25 protein-coding genes and 1 tRNA gene are annotated in these 19,312 nt (G+C 67.0%); 16 read left to right on the top strand and 10 right to left on the bottom strand.

Going from position 1 to position 19,312, the window contains the following annotated elements; genetic code table 11:
• Nucleotides 1–48: 48 nt before the first annotated feature.
• The gene (locus tag OK349_RS01010) at nucleotides 49–1,017 is read left to right on the top strand and encodes a DUF4350 domain-containing protein (protein ID WP_265115975.1); all 969 of its coding nucleotides are present in this window, start codon (nucleotides 49–51) and stop codon (nucleotides 1,015–1,017) included.
• A gap of 94 nt (nucleotides 1,018–1,111) precedes the next feature.
• Here the strand turns inward: OK349_RS01010 and OK349_RS01005 are convergent, their stop codons facing one another.
• The 3 genes from OK349_RS01005 to pspF form a co-directional block, all read right to left on the bottom strand.
• Nucleotides 1,112–1,726: a superoxide dismutase gene (locus tag OK349_RS01005; RefSeq protein ID WP_265115974.1), complete on the bottom strand. Its 615-nt coding sequence runs from the start codon at nucleotides 1,724–1,726 to the stop codon at nucleotides 1,112–1,114.
• Between the two features lie 94 nt (nucleotides 1,727–1,820).
• Entirely contained in the window at nucleotides 1,821–2,600 is a 780-nt protein-coding gene (locus tag OK349_RS01000; RefSeq protein ID WP_265115973.1) for a TSUP family transporter, read from the bottom strand.
• Between the two features lie 190 nt (nucleotides 2,601–2,790).
• On the bottom strand, nucleotides 2,791–3,825 hold the full coding sequence (gene pspF, locus OK349_RS00995) for a phage shock protein operon transcriptional activator (protein WP_265115972.1): 1,035 nt from the start codon (nucleotides 3,823–3,825) through the stop codon (nucleotides 2,791–2,793).
• Between pspF and OK349_RS00990 the strand changes: the two genes are divergently transcribed.
• The 12 genes from OK349_RS00990 to OK349_RS00935 all read left to right on the top strand — a co-directional run bounded on the left by OK349_RS00990 (nucleotide 3,796) and on the right by OK349_RS00935 (nucleotide 8,303).
• A complete protein-coding gene (locus OK349_RS00990; protein ID WP_265115971.1) occupies nucleotides 3,796–4,143 on the top strand; it encodes a hypothetical protein in 348 nt (115 codons plus the stop codon). The two genes, pspF and OK349_RS00990, sit on opposite strands and share 30 nt — an antisense overlap.
• Nucleotides 4,144–4,211: 68 nt before the next feature.
• A complete protein-coding gene (pspA, locus tag OK349_RS00985; protein ID WP_265115970.1) occupies nucleotides 4,212–4,880 on the top strand; it encodes a phage shock protein PspA in 669 nt (222 codons plus the stop codon).
• A gap of 4 nt (nucleotides 4,881–4,884) precedes the next feature.
• The gene (gene pspB / locus OK349_RS00980) at nucleotides 4,885–5,166 is read left to right on the top strand and encodes an envelope stress response membrane protein PspB (protein WP_265115969.1); all 282 of its coding nucleotides are present in this window, start codon (nucleotides 4,885–4,887) and stop codon (nucleotides 5,164–5,166) included.
• Between the two features lies 1 nt (nucleotide 5,167).
• Complete coding sequence (gene pspC, locus OK349_RS00975; RefSeq protein WP_265115968.1) at nucleotides 5,168–5,545, top strand: envelope stress response membrane protein PspC; 378 nt, start codon at nucleotides 5,168–5,170, stop codon at nucleotides 5,543–5,545.
• Between the two features lie 29 nt (nucleotides 5,546–5,574).
• Complete coding sequence (locus OK349_RS00970) at nucleotides 5,575–5,865, top strand: hypothetical protein (RefSeq protein WP_265115967.1); 291 nt, start codon at nucleotides 5,575–5,577, stop codon at nucleotides 5,863–5,865.
• 86 nt (nucleotides 5,866–5,951) lie between these two features.
• Nucleotides 5,952–6,209 carry a hypothetical protein gene (locus OK349_RS00965; protein WP_265118504.1) on the top strand — a complete coding sequence of 86 codons (258 nt, stop codon included), beginning with the start codon at nucleotides 5,952–5,954 and terminating at the stop codon, nucleotides 6,207–6,209.
• Between the two features lie 12 nt (nucleotides 6,210–6,221).
• A complete protein-coding gene (locus tag OK349_RS00960) occupies nucleotides 6,222–6,494 on the top strand; it encodes a hypothetical protein (RefSeq protein ID WP_265115966.1) in 273 nt (90 codons plus the stop codon).
• A 29-nt stretch (nucleotides 6,495–6,523) separates the two neighbouring features.
• Nucleotides 6,524–6,652, top strand: coding sequence for a hypothetical protein (locus OK349_RS00955; protein WP_265115965.1), 129 nt, complete (start codon nucleotides 6,524–6,526; stop codon nucleotides 6,650–6,652).
• A 45-nt stretch (nucleotides 6,653–6,697) separates the two neighbouring features.
• On the top strand, nucleotides 6,698–6,964 hold the full coding sequence (locus OK349_RS00950; RefSeq protein ID WP_265118503.1) for a hypothetical protein: 267 nt from the start codon (nucleotides 6,698–6,700) through the stop codon (nucleotides 6,962–6,964).
• 43 nt (nucleotides 6,965–7,007) lie between these two features.
• Nucleotides 7,008–7,253, top strand: coding sequence for a hypothetical protein (locus OK349_RS00945; RefSeq protein WP_265115964.1), 246 nt, complete (start codon nucleotides 7,008–7,010; stop codon nucleotides 7,251–7,253).
• Nucleotides 7,254–7,406: 153 nt separating this feature from the next.
• Nucleotides 7,407–7,814 carry a SufE family protein gene (locus tag OK349_RS00940; protein WP_265115963.1) on the top strand — a complete coding sequence of 136 codons (408 nt, stop codon included), beginning with the start codon at nucleotides 7,407–7,409 and terminating at the stop codon, nucleotides 7,812–7,814.
• A 69-nt stretch (nucleotides 7,815–7,883) separates the two neighbouring features.
• Complete coding sequence (locus OK349_RS00935; RefSeq protein WP_265115962.1) at nucleotides 7,884–8,303, top strand: SecDF P1 head subdomain-containing protein; 420 nt, start codon at nucleotides 7,884–7,886, stop codon at nucleotides 8,301–8,303.
• On the opposite strand, the gene OK349_RS00930 is transcribed toward OK349_RS00935, so the two are convergent.
• Both OK349_RS00930 and OK349_RS00925 read right to left on the bottom strand, forming a co-directional pair.
• Nucleotides 8,300–8,614, bottom strand: coding sequence for a (2Fe-2S) ferredoxin domain-containing protein (locus tag OK349_RS00930; protein ID WP_265115961.1), 315 nt, complete (start codon nucleotides 8,612–8,614; stop codon nucleotides 8,300–8,302). The genes OK349_RS00935 and OK349_RS00930 overlap by 4 nt on opposite strands.
• Nucleotides 8,611–9,147: a J domain-containing protein gene (locus tag OK349_RS00925; protein WP_265115960.1), complete on the bottom strand. Its 537-nt coding sequence runs from the start codon at nucleotides 9,145–9,147 to the stop codon at nucleotides 8,611–8,613. The genes OK349_RS00930 and OK349_RS00925 overlap by 4 nt, the downstream gene beginning before the upstream one ends.
• 113 nt (nucleotides 9,148–9,260) lie before the next feature.
• On the opposite strand from OK349_RS00925, the gene OK349_RS00920 reads away from it, so the two are divergent.
• Nucleotides 9,261–9,336 (top strand) — tRNA-Glu (locus OK349_RS00920).
• A gap of 120 nt (nucleotides 9,337–9,456) precedes the next feature.
• Nucleotides 9,457–9,642 (top strand): hypothetical protein, encoded by a 186-nt coding sequence (locus tag OK349_RS00915; RefSeq protein ID WP_265115959.1) that lies wholly within the window; start codon nucleotides 9,457–9,459, stop codon nucleotides 9,640–9,642.
• A gap of 325 nt (nucleotides 9,643–9,967) precedes the next feature.
• Here OK349_RS00915 and OK349_RS00910 read toward each other — a convergent pair whose 3' ends face one another.
• The 5 genes from OK349_RS00910 to OK349_RS00890 all read right to left on the bottom strand — a co-directional run bounded on the left by OK349_RS00910 (nucleotide 9,968) and on the right by OK349_RS00890 (nucleotide 16,202).
• A complete protein-coding gene (locus OK349_RS00910) occupies nucleotides 9,968–11,725 on the bottom strand; it encodes an N-acyl-D-amino-acid deacylase family protein (protein WP_265115958.1) in 1,758 nt (585 codons plus the stop codon).
• 33 nt (nucleotides 11,726–11,758) lie between these two features.
• Nucleotides 11,759–12,781, bottom strand: a complete 1,023-nt coding sequence (locus OK349_RS00905) for an N-acetyltransferase DgcN family protein (RefSeq protein ID WP_265115957.1) — start codon at nucleotides 12,779–12,781, stop codon at nucleotides 11,759–11,761.
• Nucleotides 12,762–13,772 carry a dipeptide epimerase gene (locus OK349_RS00900; protein ID WP_265115956.1) on the bottom strand — a complete coding sequence of 337 codons (1,011 nt, stop codon included), beginning with the start codon at nucleotides 13,770–13,772 and terminating at the stop codon, nucleotides 12,762–12,764. Before OK349_RS00900 ends, OK349_RS00905 begins: the two co-directional genes overlap by 20 nt.
• On the bottom strand, nucleotides 13,769–15,421 hold the full coding sequence (locus tag OK349_RS00895; protein ID WP_265115955.1) for an N-acyl-D-amino-acid deacylase family protein: 1,653 nt from the start codon (nucleotides 15,419–15,421) through the stop codon (nucleotides 13,769–13,771). The genes OK349_RS00900 and OK349_RS00895 overlap by 4 nt, the downstream gene beginning before the upstream one ends.
• Nucleotides 15,422–15,530: 109 nt before the next feature.
• Nucleotides 15,531–16,202, bottom strand: a complete 672-nt coding sequence (locus OK349_RS00890) for a helix-turn-helix domain-containing protein (protein ID WP_265115954.1) — start codon at nucleotides 16,200–16,202, stop codon at nucleotides 15,531–15,533.
• A 228-nt stretch (nucleotides 16,203–16,430) separates the two neighbouring features.
• Between OK349_RS00890 and OK349_RS00885 the strand changes: the two genes are divergently transcribed.
• Complete coding sequence (locus OK349_RS00885) at nucleotides 16,431–19,280, top strand: TonB-dependent receptor domain-containing protein (protein ID WP_265115953.1); 2,850 nt, start codon at nucleotides 16,431–16,433, stop codon at nucleotides 19,278–19,280.
• The last annotated feature ends 32 nt before the right edge of the window (nucleotides 19,281–19,312 follow it).

Genomic DNA, 19,312 nt, shown 5'->3' with positions numbered 1-19,312 from the left:
GGGCGTAAACCGGAGCTCGCCGGACAACGCCCCAACTCGGAGACTCCTATGCGGATCGCCGGTTTCGTCGCATCGGTTGCAATGCTGGTCGCTGTGCCCGCGGCTCAGGCCCAGGAGCAGCTCGTCGATCCGGATTTCCATGCCAGCGTCACGACGCCCGCTTATGCTGCGGACGGCCCGCGGGTGATCATCGACGAGAGCCACGACAATTTCCACACCGCATCCGGTCAATATGCGCCATTCGCCGCCCTGCTCCGCGCCGACGGGTACACGGTGGTGCCCGGGCGGGCGGCGTTCGACGCCGGCAGCCTCGCCGGCGCGAAGGTGCTGGTGATCGCCAATGCCGGATCCCCGCGTGGCCAGGATACGATCAGGTCAGCCTTCACCGCCGCGGAGATCGACGCGATCGACCAATGGGTGCGTGCGGGCGGTTCGCTGCTGCTGATCGCCGATCACGCACCCTTCGGCCTTGCCGCCGAGCAACTCGCGACACGCCTGGGCGTCAGGTTCGGCAAGGGATGGGCGTTCGAACGCGCCAAGGCCGGCGGCCTGACGAGCCAGATCGTCTATTCACGCGGCAATGACCGGCTCGGAGACCATCCGATCCTCAAGGGACGCTCAGCGGGCGAGGCGATCGGAACCGTCAAGTCCTTCACTGGACAATCGCTGATCGGCCCGCCGGGTTCGATCGCACTGCTGCGATTTCCTGCCGAAGCATGGGAGGCGCCGGATCGCGCCCTTCTGGACGGTTCGGACGCTGCCTTGCGGGCGACGAAGAGCAGTGCTCCGGGGATGCCCAAGGGCGTCGAGGCTATCGGCGGGCGGGCACAGGGGGTCGCGTTCGCGCACGGCACCGGCCGGGTCGTGGTGCTCGGTGAGGCCGGCATGCTGTCGGCGCAGCTCGTGCGGCTTGGTCCGGGCCGGCCGCAGCTGCGTATCGGCATGAACGTCGAAGGTCTCGACAATCGCCAGTTCGCGCTGAACGTCATGCACTGGCTGTCGCGCGCGCTCAACTGATCGCGCGACCGTCGCGGAGGATCCCAAGCAGAAAGGGCCGGAGCAATGCCCCGGCCCTTCCCTGTCCCGTCCAGGACAATATCCAGCGCCCGGTTCAGCCTTGATCGGCCCGGCTGACGCCCTCGCCGTCGAGGTTGGCGGCGACGAAATCCCAGTCGATGATCTTGGTGATCGCCTCGAGATAACCCGGGCGCGCGTTGCGGTAGTCGATGTAGTAGGCATGCTCCCACACATCGATCGTCAGCAGCGGCTTGTAGTCATAGACCACCGGCGTGTCGGCGTCGTGGAGCGAGGTCACCTTGATCTCGTCGCCGTCCAGCACCAGCCAGCCCCAGCCGTTGGAGAAGTGGTTGGTCGCCTCGGCGATCAGCTTCTTCACCAACTCTTCCTTCGAGCCGAAATTCTTCTCAATCAGCTCGGCGAGCTTGCCGGCGGGCTCCTTGGGCTCGGGGGTCAGGCCGAACCAGTAGAAGCTGTGGTTCCAGATCTGCGCCGAGTTGTTGAACAGCGCCTTGTCGCCGGTTTCCTTGGCGTGGCGGATCACCTCGGAGAGCTTCTTCCCCTCCAGCCCCTTGTCGGCGACGAAGCCGTTGGTCTTGTCGACATAGGCCTTGTGGTGCTTGCCATAGTGGAAATCGAGCGTCTCGGCCGAGATGGTCGGCGCGAGCGCGTCCTTGGCGTAAGGCAGCGTGGGAAGTTCGAAAGCCATCTTTACCCTCCATTTTCTGGTGTCGCGCCCGCCTAACGCATCAGCCGGAGCTTCGCCGCACAAATTTTTCTCGTGACGCGATCGAAATGGGCGATCAGTGCGGGAGCAGCTCCCACACTGGATTGGCCGGGTCGGCGAGCAGCTTGACGGTCAGCGCGACCGACATCAGCACGAGCAGCGGACGCACCCCCCTGCCCCCGAAGCGCATCGCGAGGCGCGCGCCGATCTGGTTGCCGACGATGTTGGCCGCGGCCATGCTGAGGCCGAGCAGCCACAACACCTTGCCGCCCGCGATCATCGCCAGCAGACCGGCGACATTGGTGGCGAAGTTCAGGAACTTGGCATTGGCGATCGCCCGGACCAGCCCGAGCCCGGCGAGCGCGACCATCATCGTCGTGAGGAACGACCCCGCGCCCGGACCGAAGAAGCCGTCATAGAAGCCGAGCACCATCGCGACCGCGGTGAGCCCGAAGCGGCCAAGCCGTGCGACGCGGTCGACGTCGCTCATCGGCGGGGCGAGCAGGAAATAGAGCGCCATCAGGATCAGCAGCACCGGCACGAAGGCCGTGAGGAAGGTCGGATCGACATGCTGGACGGTGAAGGCGCCCGCGGCCGAGCCGAGGAACGCGCCGGCAGCGGGGATCGCGAAGCGGGCGAGATCGATATGCCCGCCGCGCCAATAGGCGATGCAGGCCGAGGCGGTGCCGAAGCTGCTCTGCAGCTTGTTGGTGGCGAGCGCCGCGACCGGTGGCACGCCCACCGCCATCAGCGCGGGGATAGTGAGCAGCCCGCCACCACCCGCCATCGCGTCGATCGTGCCCGAGATAAAGGCGATCGCGATCAGGAAGGCGAGGATTTCGGCGGTAAGTTCCATCCGCGGCCGATAGGCGTTGGGTGGCGGCGCTGGCAATGGCTGAGAATTGACCCGATACGATCCGTCACCCCGGCCCTGTGCCGGGGTCCACGGTGCCGCACCGCTTGACCTAGATCCTCTTGTGCAGCGCCCGCCTCCCGGTGGGCCCCAAGGCTGGGGTGACGGCTGAAGAAGCGTGTTGAGGGCCGACTTAGCCGCCGGCGTTCAGCAGTTCGTGACGCTTGAGCGCGTGGCGGAGCTGGTCGTAGCTGAGGCCCAGCGCCTCGGCGGTGGCGCGCTGGTTGAAACGGTTCTCGGACAGCGCGCGGCTCAACAGCTCGCGCTCGAAGCGGGTGACGCGACTCTTGAAGTCGCCCGAGAGATCGTCGTCGCGGCGCGGCAGCGGGCCGGGCTCCTCGGTGACGAGCTGGACCGGGGCAGCGTTGCCCGGGATGCCGTGCGGCATCGGCTTGGGGCGATAGGGCGAGGCGAAGGGGTCGATCTGGATCGCGTCGACCGGCCCGTGCCGGTCCCAGCGATAGACCGCGCGCTCGACGACGTTGCGCAACTCGCGGACATTGCCGGGCCAGCTATAGTCGGTGAGCGCATCGAGCGCGGTCGGGCCGAACCCCTCCCAGTCGCGGCCGATCTCCGACGACATGCGCCGTCCGAAGAACTCGGCGAGCACCAGGATGTCGCCGGCGCGCGCACGCAGCGGGGGCAGCGTCACCACCTCGAAGCTCAGCCGGTCGAGCAAGTCGGCGCGGAAGCTTCCCTGCTCGACCCGTTCGGGCAGATGCTCGTTGGTCGCGGCGACGATACGGACATCGACCTGGATCGGCCTGGACGCACCGATCCGCGTGATCTCGCCATATTCGACCGCGCGCAGCAGCCGGTCCTGTGCCGCCATCGAAAGCGTGCCGAGTTCGTCGAGGAATAGCGTGCCGCCATCGGCCTCCTCGAACCGGCCGGCGCGCGACTTGGCGGCCCCCGTAAAGGAGCCCGCCTCATGGCCGAACAGCTCGGCCTCGATCAGCGTCTCGGGCAGCGCGGCGCAGTTCATGATGACGAGCGGCTGGTCCCAGCGCGGCGACAGGCGGTGGAGACGCTCGGCGACCAGCTCCTTGCCGGTGCCGCGTTCGCCGATCACCAGCACCGGACGGTCGAGCGCCGCCGCGCGCGAGGCGAGCTCGAGTGCGTCGAGAAAGGCGCCGGATTGACCGATGACCTGGGTTGCGCGTTCCATGTCCGAAGCTTTGGCGTATTTTCCCAACACTTGGCAAGTCTGCATTTCGCGCGGCGGCTGAAACACGATAAAAATGGCGGATTTCCGCGGCTGACTGAAATTGGCACGCCCCCTGCAATATTCCTGGCATGCCGCATCGGGCGGCAACCAGATACGAGATCAGAGGGACGAAACGACATGTACAAGGGCAACAACAGCTTTCGCACCACGCTGGCGGCGATCACCTGCACCCTGGTCGTGAGCACCACCTGCCTCGCCAGCGTGGTCGGCCCCGCCGCCACCGCGACGGCAGAAGTTTCCACTCGGGCAATTGCCTGAGCGGTCCCGCCGGGCGGGTACCCCCTAGCCCGCCCGGCGGCACGAAGTTTCCAAGGAGCAAGTTGAAGATGGGCATTTTCTCTCGCACCCGCGACATCATCGCCGCCAACATGACCGACCTTCTCGACAAGGCGGAAGACCCGGCGAAGATGATCCGCATGATCATCCTCGAAATGGAGGAGACCCTGGTCGAGGTCCGCGCCAGCGCGGCGCGCACGATCGCCGACCAGAAGGAGATGCGGCGCCATATCGCGAAGCTGGAGAACCTGCAGGCGAGCTGGACCGAGAAGGCCGAGCTGGCCCTTTCGAAGGAGCGCGAGGACCTGGCCAAGGCGGCGCTGGTCGAGCGCCAGAAGGCGGCCGACATGTGCGATCAGCTCAACGCCGAGATCCATGTGCTCGACGATGCGCTGCGCGCCTCGGAAGAGGATATCGCCAAGCTGCAGACCAAGCTGCGCGACGCCCGCGCCCGCCAGAACGCGATCATGACCCGCCTGGAAAGCGCCAACAACCGCGTCAAGCTGCGCGAGATGACCAACGGCTCGAAGGTGAGCGAGGCGTTCAGCCGCTTCGACCTGCTCGAGCGCCGGGTCGACTTCGCCGAGGGCCGCGCCGACGCGCTGGCGCTGGGCGCGCCCAAGAAGACGCTGGAGGAGGAGATCGCCGAGCTCCAGTCGGCCGAGAAGGTCGATGCCGAGCTGGCCGCGCTCAAGGCGCGCCTGAACAAGGAGGGCTGAGACGATGGAAGACGTTTTCATGGCGTTCATCGTCGTCGGCATGCTCTTCATCGGGATGCCCTGGGTGATCCTGCATTATGTCACCAAGTGGAAGCAGGCGAAGACGCTGACCGGCGAGGACGAGAATTTGCTCGACGAGCTGCACTATACGGCCCGCCGCCTGGAGGACCGCCTGCAGACGATCGAGCGGATCATCGCCGCCGACAATCCGGAGTTCCGCGTGCGTGGGCCCGAGCTGCCCCCGATCCGCGAGCTTCCCGACTACGAACGCACACGGAGGAACTGAGATGTCTGCAAGCCGCACACAACTCTACCGCGACAAGATCAACGGCAAGTGGCTGGGCGTCTGCGAGGGGCTCGGCGAATATACCGGGGTCGACCCGCTCTGGATCCGCCTGGGGTTCCTGGTCCTCTTCTTCCTCACCTTCCCGCTGATGTTCTTCGTCTATCTCGGCCTGGCGATGGTCACGTCGCAGAAGCCGATCGGGCTCTACCACAACGACGAGGACCGCAAGTTCTGGCAGGGCGTGCGCGCCAACCCGCGCCGCTCGACCCAGGAGGTCCGCTCCAAGCTGCGCGAGATCGATCGCCGCATGGCCGACATCGAAACCTTCTACACGAGCCGCAACACGCAGCTCGCCGACGAGATCGAGCGCCTGCGCTGAGGCGCGGCGTTCAACAGGAGGGCATAGTTATGAACTGGGGTGGACCGGGTTTCGTCATCGCGATCATCGCGATCTCGACCTTCGGCTGGATCGCCTCGACCTGGATCCGTGCCCGGCACGGCTACCCGGTGGAGAATGAATGGAGCGGCATGACCGGCAAGGCCGATCCCGCCGCGGAACGCAAGATCGAGCTGCTGACCAGCGAGAACGAGCGGCTGACGGGCCAGATCGGCCGGCTGGAGGAGCGGATCGCGGTGCTCGAGCGCATCGCCACCGATCCCGCCGAACGCACCGCCCGCGAGATCGACTCGCTGCGCTGAACGACAGGACAGGAACAGAGACGATGGAAAAGGTTCAGATCTTCGGCACGATCGCCCCGGTCATCGCGATCGTCGGCGTCGCCGGAATGATCGCATGGATGTTCACCACCTGGCTGCGAATCAAGAACGGCTATCCGCTCGACGGGGCCTGGGGCCAGGCGATCTATCCGCGCAAGAACGAAGAGGCGATGGAGCGGATCAAGCTGCTGAGCCAGGAGAACGCCCAGCTCCGCGCCGAACTCGGTTCGATCAAGGACCGCCTCGCGAATGTGGAGCGGATCGTGACCGACGGCAGCGTGGCGCTGGATCGCGAGATCGAAGCGCTCCGCGTGACCAAGAACTGAGAGGACCAGGACATGCCGACCAGTGTGCTCATCTTCTTCATGATCGTGGTGGGTATCCCGGTGATCGGCGGGATCGGCTTCGCAGCCTTCGAGCGCTGGCTGAAACACAAGGAAAAGATGACCGCGGCGCTCAACGCCCAGACCGCCGAGAAGGCCGCGCAATATGCGGCGCATACCGAGCGGCTGGAGCAGCGGGTGCGGGTGCTGGAGCGGATCGCGACCGACAAGGGTCTCGACCTTTCCGACGAGATCGAACGGCTGCGCGACGAGCGGCCGGTAAACTGAACCAACCCTGTGTAACGGGAGTAAGAGCAATGTTGATCGGGTTCTTCGCGGTGCTGGGAGTGATCGGCGCGATCGGCGTCACCCTCTCCGAGATGCGCGACCGCCCCGTTCGCCGCGCCGAGAAACTGGCGCGCGAGCAGGCGGAAGCGGCGAACTGAAACGACACGCCCGCAAGCGGGCAGATTTGAGCAGGAGGCTAGATGATGGGTCCGTTTGAGATGGTGATCGGGATCGTCCTGGTCGTGACCATCGGCGGCATCGTCCGCGCGAAGATGGGCATCCGGCGGGATAAGTGGGGCAACGAGACCAGCGTCGATACCGGCGCGAATGCGGCCGAGGCCCGCCGCCTGCAGGAGGAGGTGCGCACGCTCAAGGAACGCATCGCGGTTCTCGAGCGGGTGATCACCGACAATCACAGCGTCAGCAACCTCGACCGCGAGATCGAGAAGCTGCGCGACGGCCGGAACTGACCGGCGCAACGACCGAAGCGAAACGCGTCTGATGGAGGGCGTGATGAGTGATCCCAATTTCTACCTGATCATGGCGACCGCGGCGCTGGCCGGTCTGGGCATGGTCACCGCGGCGGGCCTGGCCGGCTGGCGCGGCTGGCTGGCGCTCAAGCGGCAGGAGCTGAGCCTGGCGCGTGCCGGCGACGGCCACCAGCCGGCGCCGAGCAGCGCCGGTGCGCGGATCGAGATCGCCGATCTCAAGGAACGCATCCGCAAGCTCGAAGCGATCGCCGCCGGCGTCGATCTCTAAAGGGATCCGTGCGCTGCGCCACCGGGACGGGAGATCCGGCGGATCGCGGCGCACCCCGGGAGCGGTCGCCAATCGGGGCCGCTCCCGTCCGGGCACCGCCGCCGCATGAATGCCGGGCTGGCGCGGCGGCGCAACCCCGCTATAGGCGCGGCCATGTTCAGCTTTGCCGAAGTTCAGAACGAATATGCGTTCCTCGACGCCGACGACCGTTATCGCCTGCTGATCGATCTCGGCCGTGCGCTCGAGCCGATGCCCGACGCGCTCAAGACCGATGCGACGCTGGTGCGCGGCTGCTCGGCGGCGGTGTGGGTCTATCCGACCGTGCGTGAGGATGGCGCGCTGCACTTTCTGGCGGACAGCAACGCCGCGATCACCAAGGGGATCATCGCGCTGATCCTGCTGGCGGTGCAGGACCGCAGCCCGGCCGACATCCTCGCCACCGACATCGCCGGCGCACTTACGCCGTTCGACCTGCGCAACCAGCTGAGCTCGAACCGCACCCAGGGCATTCCCAACATGATCGCGCTGATCCGCGCCACCGCGGAACGCTACGCCGGCTGAGACCTGCCCGTTGCTTGTGCCCGCGCCCCCTCTGGGATAGATTGCGGCAGGCAACGTGGGGAGGACGGCATGTCTCTTTTGCTTGCGGCAATGTTCGTGGCGGCGCCTGCATCGGTGTGCACGCCGCCGCCCCGGATCGACGACACCGCGGAAATGACCACCAGCCGCCCGCTCGAAAAATCGGGCACCGGTCTGTGGATCGGCGGCGTGCGCTTCAACGGCGAGGATATCGTCCGAGCCGCGCCCGACCGCGAGTCCATCGATCCGGGCTGGGCGGTCGATCTGATGCTCACCAAGTCCGGGCGCGAGAAATTCGCCGCGATCCAGCGGTGCCGGGTCGCCCAGCTCGTCGAGATCAGCTTCGATCGCGTGGCGGTCTCGCGGCCGAGCCTGGTCGAGCCGATCGAAGGCAATGTGATCCGCATCGCCGGCAATTTCAGCCAGGACGCCGCGACCGACCTCGCCACGCGGATCCGCCGCGCGCGCTAGGCCTCCGCGCCGGGCAGCAGGTCGAGCGCCCGCGCCACCGCGTCGAGATCTGCGCCGGCCGGCACCAGCAGCCATTCGCGGCTGGTCGCAGCGTCGACCACCGTCACCGCGCCGCGCGGGCACACGCCGAGGCATTTGACGTCGACCACGCCCGCCGCGGACTTGCGGCCCTTCTTGAGCCCTAGATGCTTGCGCAGCGCCTTGCCGAGTGGCTGCTTGCCTTTCGGCCCAAAGCCGCCGCCGAGCCGTTTCGAGCATTTGGCGCAGACCAGCACGGTGCTCGACCAGTTGGAGCGGACCTGCGTCTTCACTCCGGCCGCCACTGCCGCCTTTCTTCGGCGGCGCGCAGCACCTCATAGGCGGTCTGGACCGCCTGGAAGCGCTTCGCCGCCTCTGCGTCGTTGGGGCGGAGATCGGGATGGTTTTCCTTGGCGAGCCGCCGCCACGCCGCGCGCACCGCCTCGAACGCCGCGTCGGGATCAAGCTCGAGCGCCTCGAGCGCGCGCATCTCGTCGCGCGAACGGCTGCCGTCGCCGGGGCCTGCCCAGGCATTATGGCGGCTCTCGGTATAACCGGAGGCGGTACGGCGATCCTCCGCCTCGCGCTTGGCCGCCTCCTCGGCGGTCAGCCCCTCGAAATAATTCCAGTTGCGGTTGTATTCGGCGGCATGCGCTTCGCAGAAATACCAGCGTTCGGGACTGTTGGGCGATTTGGGCGCGGGACGGTCGCCCGGCTCCTCGCAGCCCTCACGATCGCACAGCCGGACGCGCACGGTCTCGCGCTCGGACCCGTAGGGCCGCCAACGGGGGAAGCCCCAGTCCATCGATCGGGTCGAACGCGCCATCGGCCGCCCAGATAGGCGCGGACGGCGCGGATTGCCAGCGCCGCGGTGCGTTGTTTCCGCAGCGCTTGACGCCCCGCCCCCCCGCCTGTAGAGGCGCCGCTTCCCGCTCGCACGGCCCCTTCGTCTAGCGGTCTAGGACGTCGCCCTCTCACGGCGAAAACACGGGTTCGAGTCCCGTAGGGGTCACCAGTCGCAGATTTACGCCATACCTGGCGAGTCGGCGCGGGGCGAGTTCCCCACGATCCGGAAAAGTTTCCTACGAGCGCGGTTCGGGGTGGCTCTTCCCGCCTCCGCGCGGGCGGTGGCGGCATGACGACCCTGCTGGGACAGCGTGATGAAACGGTCGTCTTCCGCCATGGGCACATGGCCTATGGTATCGGCGGCACCGCCAAGGGCTTCAACCTCGCCAACTTCCGCGTCGGCAATCTGCGCGGCCGCTTCGAATGCGCCGGCGGCATCGACAACGACGAAGCCGCAATCCGAATTTCGAGATGATGACCGGCGTCAAGGGCACCGTCGTGACATTCCCACCGTTCATGAACGAGTGCCCATAGACCGTGCGCGGTGCTCGACTATGACAGATCGGCTGAACGACGGGAACGTGTCGCTTGCGGACTGACGGCTTTCGGGGAACGCTCCCGCACAATCCGCGACCGCGAGGTGCTGACTGCCGTTTCGACGAGGTTGTGGACAAGACCGTCGCGACCGCGGCGATCCGGCGGCCAGCCGTCCGCCAGCGCGCGATTGCTGCTACAGGTGGGCGCGACCGGCGAACCCTGCTCGGTAAAGTCCAGGCCGGCGGCACCTTCCGGTCCGGGGGCTATTTCGCCGGCTTACACGCTCCGCCGCCGGGCCAGCCGGTCCAGCCCTGCCCGCGCACCACCTGCCCGGGCCGCACCTGCGTCGGCTCGCCGTCGCGCAGCGCCGCGGTGCCGTTGACGAAGACGTCGCGTACCCCGGTGGCGAGTGCCCAGGGGTTCTCGACGGTCGCGCGATCGGCGATCGTCTTGGGATCGAACACGACCACGTCGGCATAGTAGCCGGGCTTGAGCGAACCGCGCTCGCGCAGCGCGAGGTTGGCGGCGGGCAGCGCGCTCATCCGTCGCACCGCTTCGGCGAGCGAGAGGCGTCCTTCGTCGCGGCTGTACTTGCCCAGCACGCGGGCGAAGGTGCCATAGGCGCGCGGGTGCGGGCGCGACTTGAGGAACGCGCCCTCGGGCGCCTGCGCCCCGGCGTCGGACCCGAAGCTCATCCACGGCAGCGAGGTCGCGCGCGCGACATTCTTCTCGTCCATCAGGCGATAGAGCGTGCCGACGCGGCTGCCGTCCTCGATCACCAGGTCGATGATCGTGTCCTCGGGCGAGGTGCCGCGCATCGCCGCGATCTGCGCGATCGTCTTGCCCGACAGCGGCTTCAGTTTCTCGTTCTTGAAGCCGACCGCGATCATCCCGCCGGCGCCGCCCGCGGCGCGGTACATATTCTCCCAGCCGACGCCCGGCGCCTTCATCTCGGCGATGACGCGCGCGCGGATCTCGGGTTTGCGCAGCTGCTCGATCCACGCCTCGAGCCCGCCCGACTGGACCCAGGTCGGCATCGCCGCGTCGAGCCCGGTGCCCGCGATGTCATAGGGATACATGTTGGCGGTGATCTTCAGCCCCTCGCGACGCGCCGCCTCGACACGGGCGATCGCCGCGTCGATCTTGTGCCAGTTGTCGCGGCCGGCCTGCTTGAAATGGTAGATCTCGGCACGCGCGCCGGTCGCGCGGGCGATCGAGATCAGCTCGTCGATCGCCTCAAGCAGCCGGTCGCCTTCAGAGCGCATATGGCTGATATAGCCTCCGTCGCAGCGCGCGGCCTCCTCGACCAGCGCGACCAGCTCGGGCGTCTCGGCATAGCTGGCGGGGGCGTAGATCAGCGAGGAGCCGACCCCGAGCGCGCCCTGCCGCATCTCGGCGGCGACCAGCGCACGCATCCGCGCGAGCTGCGCCGCATCGGGATCGACATCGCCCTCGCCGAGCACGTTGGTGCGCACCGTCGCGGCGCCCACGTAAGAGGCGATGTTCTGCGACACGCCGCGTTTCGCCAGCCAGTCGAGATACTCGCCGAGGCTGGTCCATTCGACGCTGTAGCGCAGGTCGCTCTGGCGGCGGACCATGTCCGCCTTCATCGCCGGGGTGAGCGGCCCCATGCTCTCGCCCTCGCCGAACACCTGCAGCGTCACGCCCTGCTTGAGCTCGCTCAAGCCCCGGCCGTCGGCGATCAGCGATTCGATGCCCCAGCTCAGCATGTTGATGAAGCCCGGCGCGATCGCCATGCCGGTGGCGTCGATCACAGTCTTCGCCTTGCCGGGCGCCCTGGGGCCGACATAGACGATACGCTCGCCCCGGATCGCAACGTCGCCCTTCACGCCGGGCTTGCCGCTGCCGTCATAGATGGTGCCGCCGCGCAGCACGATATCATAGGCCGGCGCCGGCTGGCTGGGTGCACTTGCCGCCGGCGCCGGCGCGGAGGTGGCGGTGACCGGGACGCCGCTCAGCACGGCCAACACGACAAATGCTAGTCCGACGTGTTTCACCATCACCATCACTCCCTGTCCTATGCGTTTATTGTGTCAGCGCAGGCATGCCTCCACCAGCGCTTCGAAAGCCGTGCCGCCGCGGATCGGGTCGGCGGCGGGCAGGCCATAGCGGTCCGCCACGCGCGCGATCTCGTCCGCTGCGGCCGCCGCGTCCATCGCCGCGGTGTTGAGGCTGATCCCGGCGCAGCGCACGTCGGGGTTGGTCAGCCGCGCCGCGCCGAGATAGGCCTCGATCGCGACGTCCAGCGCCGGAAGCGGATAGCTGGGCCGCCCCAGGATCGCAGTGCGGCCAGGCATGTGGCACAGCACGATCATGTCGGGCTGGCTGCCATGCACCAGGCCCAGCGTGACCGCGGCATAGCTCGGGTGGAACAGCGACCCTTGTCCCTCGATCACATCCCAGTGATCCGCCGCCGCGTCCGGGCTGAGCAGCTCCGCCGCGCCCGACACGAAATCGGAGACGACCGCGTCGATCGGGATGCCGCCGCCTGCGATCAAGATGCCGGTCTGCCCGGTCGCGCGGAAATCGCTCGGCACGCCGCGACTCGCGAATGCTCGCGCCAGCGCCAGCGCGGTGTATTTCTTGCCCAGCGCGCAATCGGTGCCGACGGTCAGCAGCCGCTTGCCGCTGCGCTTATCGCCGGTGCCGACCGGAATGCCCGCGGGCGGGACGCGCACGTCGTGCAACTTCACGCCATGGCGCTCGGCCGCCGCGGCGATGGCGGGATGGTCGGCGAGGCGGCCATGCATCCCGCTCACCAGATCGAGCCCTGCAGCCATCGCCTCGACCAGCGGGGCGATCCAGCTTTCGGCGATCGCCCCGCCGGGATTGGCGACCCCGATCACCACCGAACGCGCGCCAGCGGCGACGGCTTCTGCAGCGGTCATCCGCGGCAGGCCGGCGCTCACCACCGTCCCGGCAAAGACCAGTTCGCCCACGCAGCGCTCGCGCGCCCATTCGGCCAAGCCAAGCCCGGTCTTGGCATAGCCCGGCTCGCGGAGGTCGCCGAGGAACAACAGATACGGGGCAGGCAGTTCAAGCGAAGGCAGCTTCATCCCTGCCTCCCCATACCAGGGGTGAAATCCCGACGCGGCCGTCGCGATACTGTGCGGCGACGTCGCGGTCGCGGCCAAGCAGAAGCGGGCCGTCCAGATCGACGACGCCGCAATATTGCCCGACGACATAGGCCGGCGCCATCGACCACGAGGTGCCGAGCATGTTGCCGACCATCACCTTGAGGCCGAGAACTGACGCCTGCTTCGCGATCTCCAACGCCTCGGTCAGCCCGCCGCACTTGTCGAGCTTGATGTTGACCATCTGATAGCGGCCGATCAGCGACGGCAGGTCGGCGAGGCTCTGCGCGCTTTCATCGGCGGCGAGCGGGATGCGCGACTTGAGGCCGTCGAGCGTCGCGTCCAGCCCCACCGGCACCGGCTGTTCGAGCAGCGCCACATCCGCCGCCATCAGCGCGGGAAGCAGCGCCTCGGTCGTCGCCCGGTTGAGGCCCTGGTTGGCGTCCACCCCGATCCATGCTTTGGGACAGGCTTCGCGCACCGCGCGCACCCGGTCGGCATTGGACAGGTCTTCGGTCAGCTTGAGCTTGAGCGCGGGCACCGGCCCATAGGCGAGCGCTTGCTGCGCCATCGCCTCGGGCGTGTCGGCGCCGACGGTGCACACGGTCACCAGCGGGCGCGGATCGCGGATCCCTGCCAGCGCCATCACCGTCGTGTCCTGCTGCCGCGCTTCAAGCTCCCACAGCGCGCAATCGACCGCGTTGCGCGCGCCGCCCGGCGGCAGCAGCTGCGCCAACTCGGCGCGGGTGATCCCCGCCTCGATCGCGTCGCGCACCGCCTCGACCTCATGGATCATCTTTGCTGGGGTGTCGTCGCGATAATAGACGCCCGCACCCTCGCCGCGCCCGGTGTGCTCGCCGTCGGAAAGCTCGACGATCAGCAGCGGCACGCTCGTCCACACCTTGCCGGTGATGCGGAACGGGCTGTGCGTCGCCCATTCCTCCAGTCTCGTCGTCAGTTTCAACCTGGTCACTTGAGCCCCGCTCCCGGCGCCGCGCAGGCACCCTTCAGAACCGAACCCGGCTTGGCGCCGGTCACCTTGCCGCCCGCCAGCACCAGCTGGCCGTTGACGATCACATCGTCGATCCCGACCGGGGAGACGGTGGGCTGATCGAACGCCGCACGGTCATCGAGCTTGTCATAGTCGAAGATCGTGACGTCCGCCCGCAGCCCCTCGCGCAGCACGCCGCGGTCGGTGAGGCCCATGCGGTGCGCGGGCCATGAGGTCATCTTGCGCACCGCGTCCTCGAGCGTCAGCACCGGGCGGCGCTTCACATATTCGGCGATGGCGCGCGCGGCGTTGCCATAGGCGCGCGGGTGGGGCAGGCCGAGGCCGTCGATCTGGCCGAACACTTCGGCCGCCCCGGCATCGCTGCCGATCGAGACCCAGGGCTGCTTGAGCGCGGTCTCGATGTCGCGCTCGTCCATCATGAAGTAGAGCGCGACCGCACGCTTGGGCAGCGCGGCGAGCATGATGTCCCATGCGATATCCGCCGGGTCGGCGTTGTCCTCGGCCTTGGCGATCTCCGCGAGCGACTTGAATCGGTATTTGTCCCAGCGCGGATTGTGCGCGTTGCCCAGCACGATCTTGTCCCAGCCGCCGGCCGAGACGACCATGTTGGTCCAGCCCGGCTGCGGTCCGGCGGCGATGTCGCGCTTCATCTTCACGCGCTGCGCCGGGTCATTGAGCAGCTTCACCGCCTCGGCGAAGCCCTTCTCATACACCCAGTTGGGCGCGATGATCTCGAGTCCTGTGCCGGCGAAGGGATAGAGATACATGTCCGCCGCGACGTCGACGCCGCGGGCACGCGCGTCGGCGATCAGCTTCACCGCCTGCGGCATCAACTGGCCGAACTTGGGCGCCCAGGCGGCTTTCAGGTGGAAGATCTCCACCTTCACCCCGGCGCGCTCGCCGATCGCGATCGCTTCCTTGACGCCGTCGAGCAGGCCTTCGCTCTCGTCGCGCATATGCGTCGCGTAGATCGCGTTGCACGGTGCCGCGGTCCTGACGATCTCGACCAGCTCGTCGGTAGTCTGGAAGCTGCCCGGCGGATAGATGAGCGCAGTGGCGAGACCCAGCGTTCCCGCGTTCATCGCGGTGCGCACCTTGGCCTTGATCTGGGTCATCTGCTCGGGCGTCGGGGTGCCCGCGGCATCGCCCATCACCTCGCGCCGCGCCTGCGTAGGCGAATAATAGGTGCCGAAATTGACGGCAATCCCCTTGGTCTCCAACTCCTTGAAATAGGCCGCGACCTGATCGGCGGAAACGGGGGTGCCGCCTTCGCCCGCGATCAGCGTGGTGACGCCGGTGCGCAGCTTGTTCTCGGCGATGCCGTTGGTGCGCAGCACGCGGCCCGACTGGTCCATCATGTCGATCCAGCCTGGCGAGACGTAGCGGCCGCGCGCGTCGACCTCCTGCCTGCCTTTGCCGGCGACCTTGCCGATCCGCGCGATGCGCCCGTCCTTGATCGCCACGTCGGCGGAGACCCAGGGGTTGCCGGCGCCGTCGAGGACGCGCCCGCCGCGGATCACGATGTCATATTCGGGTGCCGGTTCCTGCCCCTGCACCGGTGCGACCGCGACGGCTGCCGCGGCGGCCGCGGCGAAAATGTGCAGCTTCATGCGCCACTCCCCTGTTCGCGATTCGCGTGAAGTCCGAATCGCCACGGGAGCATTGCTAGCCGCTGATTTTCATTTTGGAAAGTATTCTACTTTGCGAAAGTAGCTCGGCTCAGCTCGGCCGCGACCAGCGCGGCGCACCGGCGTCCGCCGAAGGGACCTCACCCTTCCGCGCGGCAGCTTCCGCGATCAGCTCGTCCTGCAGATGCTCGTCGCCCGATGCGCACACGACCAGCATGGTCGCCTCATCATAGCCGGGCGCCACCAGATAGGCGTGGCCCATGGTGCTGTCGATATAGACGCCTTCGCCCTTGTGCAGGGTCACCGGCTCGTAGAATTCGGTGTGGAGCACTGCCGCGCCTTCGATCACATAGGCGAATTCCTCGCCGCTGTGGCGCACGAGATCGCCGAATTCCTCAAGCGTCCTGGAGGTTACGCGCGCATGAATCGGGATCATCCGGCGATTGCGAAGCTCTCCGGAGAAATAGCTGTACTCGTAGTTGGTCGTGGTGATGCGGATCGCACGGTCGAGCGTCGCCAGGCTGCGCCGCCCGGTCACGACCGGCGCGCCCTGCTTCGGCGCTGGCTCGGCGAACAAGGCCGTCAGCGGGATGTTGAGCGAGCGCGCGAACTGCTGGAGCTTGTCGTAGCTCAGCGTCAGCTTGTCGTTCTCGATCTTCGACAAGGTCGACAGCGGTATGCCGACGGCATTGCTCATATCCGACAATTTCCATCCGCGCTCTTGGCGCAGACGTTTGACGATGGTTCCAAGGCTTGGTGTCATTTGTCAGCTATTTAGCACAGATTTGCGGATTTGAAATCGGTTCCGATGGGCCTGCTGCATCGGGAATGGAAGTTTCATGGCCACCGCTACCCCACATCATTTTCTGTCTTGACGACATTCTCCAATAAGAGAACAACTGCCAATCCAGAAATCAGAGAGTCGCGGAACAAGCGGCTCCATCGCCGCACAGGGACACGGTTTTCACGAATCGAAAATAGGGGACACGCAATGGCGGAGACGATGGGCATGCGGCGCGACAGCTGGAAGCGCCGGATCATGGCGGGCGCGGCCTTCGGCCTCCCACTGGTTCTCCCGAGCTTCGCCTGGGCACAGGCGGCCCCAGAAGAAGAGCCCGAAGAGGTGATCGTCACCGGCTCTCAGATCGCGCGCAGCGGCTTCGACACGCCGACGCCCGTCACCGTCGTCGGCACCGAGGATTTCGAGCGCGTCGCCGCGCCTAACATCGCCGATGCGCTCAACCAGTTTCCCGCGCTCAAGCCCAGCGTCACGCCGGAAGCGACGACCAACCTCTCCAAATTGTCGGCGGGCAATTATCTCGACCTGCGCGGCCTCACCTATCTGCGCACGCTGACCCTGGTCGACGGCAAGCGGCCGACACCCTCGTCGCCGGAGGGCGTGGTCAACGTCAACAACATCCCCCAGGCGGTGATCTCGGGCGCAGAAGTGGTGACCGGCGGCGCCTCCGCCGCCTATGGCTCGGACGCGGTCGCGGGCGTGGTCAACTTCAAGATCGACCACAAGCTCGAGGGCGTGCGCGGCAACGCGCAATACGGCATCAGCGACTATGGCGACAACAAGAGCTATCTGGGCTCGATCGCGGCGGGCGCCAAGTTCGCCGGCGGACGCGGCCATATCATCGTCGGTGCCGAAGCCGCGCAGAGCAAGGGCATCCTCGATTACGGCGAGCGCGAATGGGGCGACTATGCCGTCATCGCCAACCCGGCAAGCACGCCGACCAACACTGCGCCGACCTATATCCTGGTCAACCAGCCGCGCAGCTCGAACACCTCCTATGGCGGCCTGATCAACAGCGCGACCGGCGCCAACGGCACCGCGCTGCTGCGCGGCATCCAGTTCCTCGGCAACGGCCAGACCGGCCCGTTCAACTATGGCACCAACCAGACTGCCAACGCACACCAGGGCGGCGACGGCGTCTGCGGCATCTGCGATGCGGTGCTCAAGCAGCCGTACAAGCGCTGGGCCGCCTATGGCGCGAGCGAGTTCGAGTTCGATACCGCCGCGACGCTCTACGCCAGCTTCGGCTATGCCCGCTCGGATATCGAGAAGGCGCCGTCGATCACTGCCAATGACCAGATCACGATCCAGCGCGACAACGTCTTCCTGCCCGCCTCGATCCGCACGATCCTCAACGCCAATCCGGACATCACCAGCTTCGTGATGGGCCGCGCGATCAACGACTATGCGCGTGGCTACATCAACAAGGTGACGTGGAACTGGCAGGCGGTGGCGGGGCTGCGCGGCAAGCTCGGCGGATCGTGGAGCTACGACGTCTCCTATGTCTACGGCAAGGCGCGCGACTACACCAACTTCGCCGGGGCGCGGATCACCGCCAACTGGCGCAACGCGCTCGACGCGGTCGACAATCCCGCGACGCCGGGCGTGGTCGATCCGATCTGCCGCTCGACGATCACCAACCCCGGCAATGGCTGCGTCCCGCTCAACCTGTTCGGCGTGGTCGCCCCGGGGACGCAGCAGGCCGCGCTCGACTACATCACCGGCGATTCGATCCGCGACTGGCAGATGAAGCAGCAGGCCGCGGACCTGATCGTGCGCGGCAGCCTCTTCTCGCTTCCCGCCGGAACCGTCAACTTCGCGGGCGGCGTCCATTGGCGCAAGTTCGAGGTCGACGTGCTGTCCGATCCGCTCTCGGCGAGCCGGCCGGGCGGCGCGACGGTGTTCCGCGTCGGCAACACCATCCCCTTCTCCGGCACGGAAGAAGTCAAGGAAGCGTTCGGCGAGCTGCTGATCCCGATCCTCGCCAATCAGGACTATGCCAAGAATCTCGAGCTCGACCTCGCCGGACGCATCACCGACTACAAGACCTCAGGCCAGGTCGAAACGTGGAAGATCGGCATCAACTATGCGATGACCGACTTCCTGCGCTTCCGCGCCACGCGCTCGCGCGACATCCGCGCACCCAACATCCAGGAGCTGTTCGCGGCCGGACAGACGCTGATCTTCCCCATCACCGATACGGCGCGCGGGGGCGAGAATTATACGGTCTCGACCACCCAGGGCGGCAACCCGTTCCTCGAGCCTGAGATTGCCGACACGCTGACGCTGGGCATGGTGGTGTCGCCGAGCCGCGACCTGCGCTTCTCGCTCGACTATTACGACATCAGGATCGAAGGCGCGATCGCCGCGCTCACCGCACAGCAGATCATCACCCGCTGCAACAATGGCGATGCCGGGTCGTGCGCGCTGGTCACCCGCGAGCCATCGGCGGGCGGTACCCCGGGTCTGATCACCGGGCTCCGGCTGGCGCCGGCGAACTTCCAGTCGATCATGACCGCGGGCATCGATTTCGAGGCTTCGTACCGGACCGATCTGTGGAACGGCAGCCTCGATCTGCGCGTGCTCGCCAACTACATCAACAAGCTCGAGCTGGTCGGCGATGGCGGCACGAAGACGATCCTCGCCGGCACACTGTCGCAGACTTTCATCGACGGGGTGAACGGCTCGCCCAATCTGCGCGTCACCAGCTCGGCGAGCTACGGCACCGACGGCTATCGCGTGAACCTGACCGGGCGCTGGATCGGCGGCGGCCTCATCACCCGCGACACCACCGTCACCAAACCGTACGGCACCCCGATCAGCGACAAAATGCACGGCAATGGCCGCTTCTATCTCGACCTGTCGGGTGAAGTGACGCTGTTCCGTCCCACCGGCGGCAAGAGCAAGGTCGCGGCCTATGGCTCGATCCTCAACCTGCTCAACACCGATCCGCCGATCCTCGGCTATGACTGGGCGACCGCTCGTCACCTCTATGACGTGATCGGGAGGCAGTTCACGGCCGGCATCCGCTTCAGCTTCTGACGGCCCACGATAGAAACAGAACGAAGAAGGGG

It is taken from the genome of Sphingomonas sp. BT-65 (assembly GCF_026107375.2).
GTDB lineage: Bacteria > Pseudomonadota > Alphaproteobacteria > Sphingomonadales > Sphingomonadaceae > Sphingomonas.
Note: the sequence above shows the minus strand (reverse complement) of the source record. Positions and strands in the feature narration are given on the sequence as shown.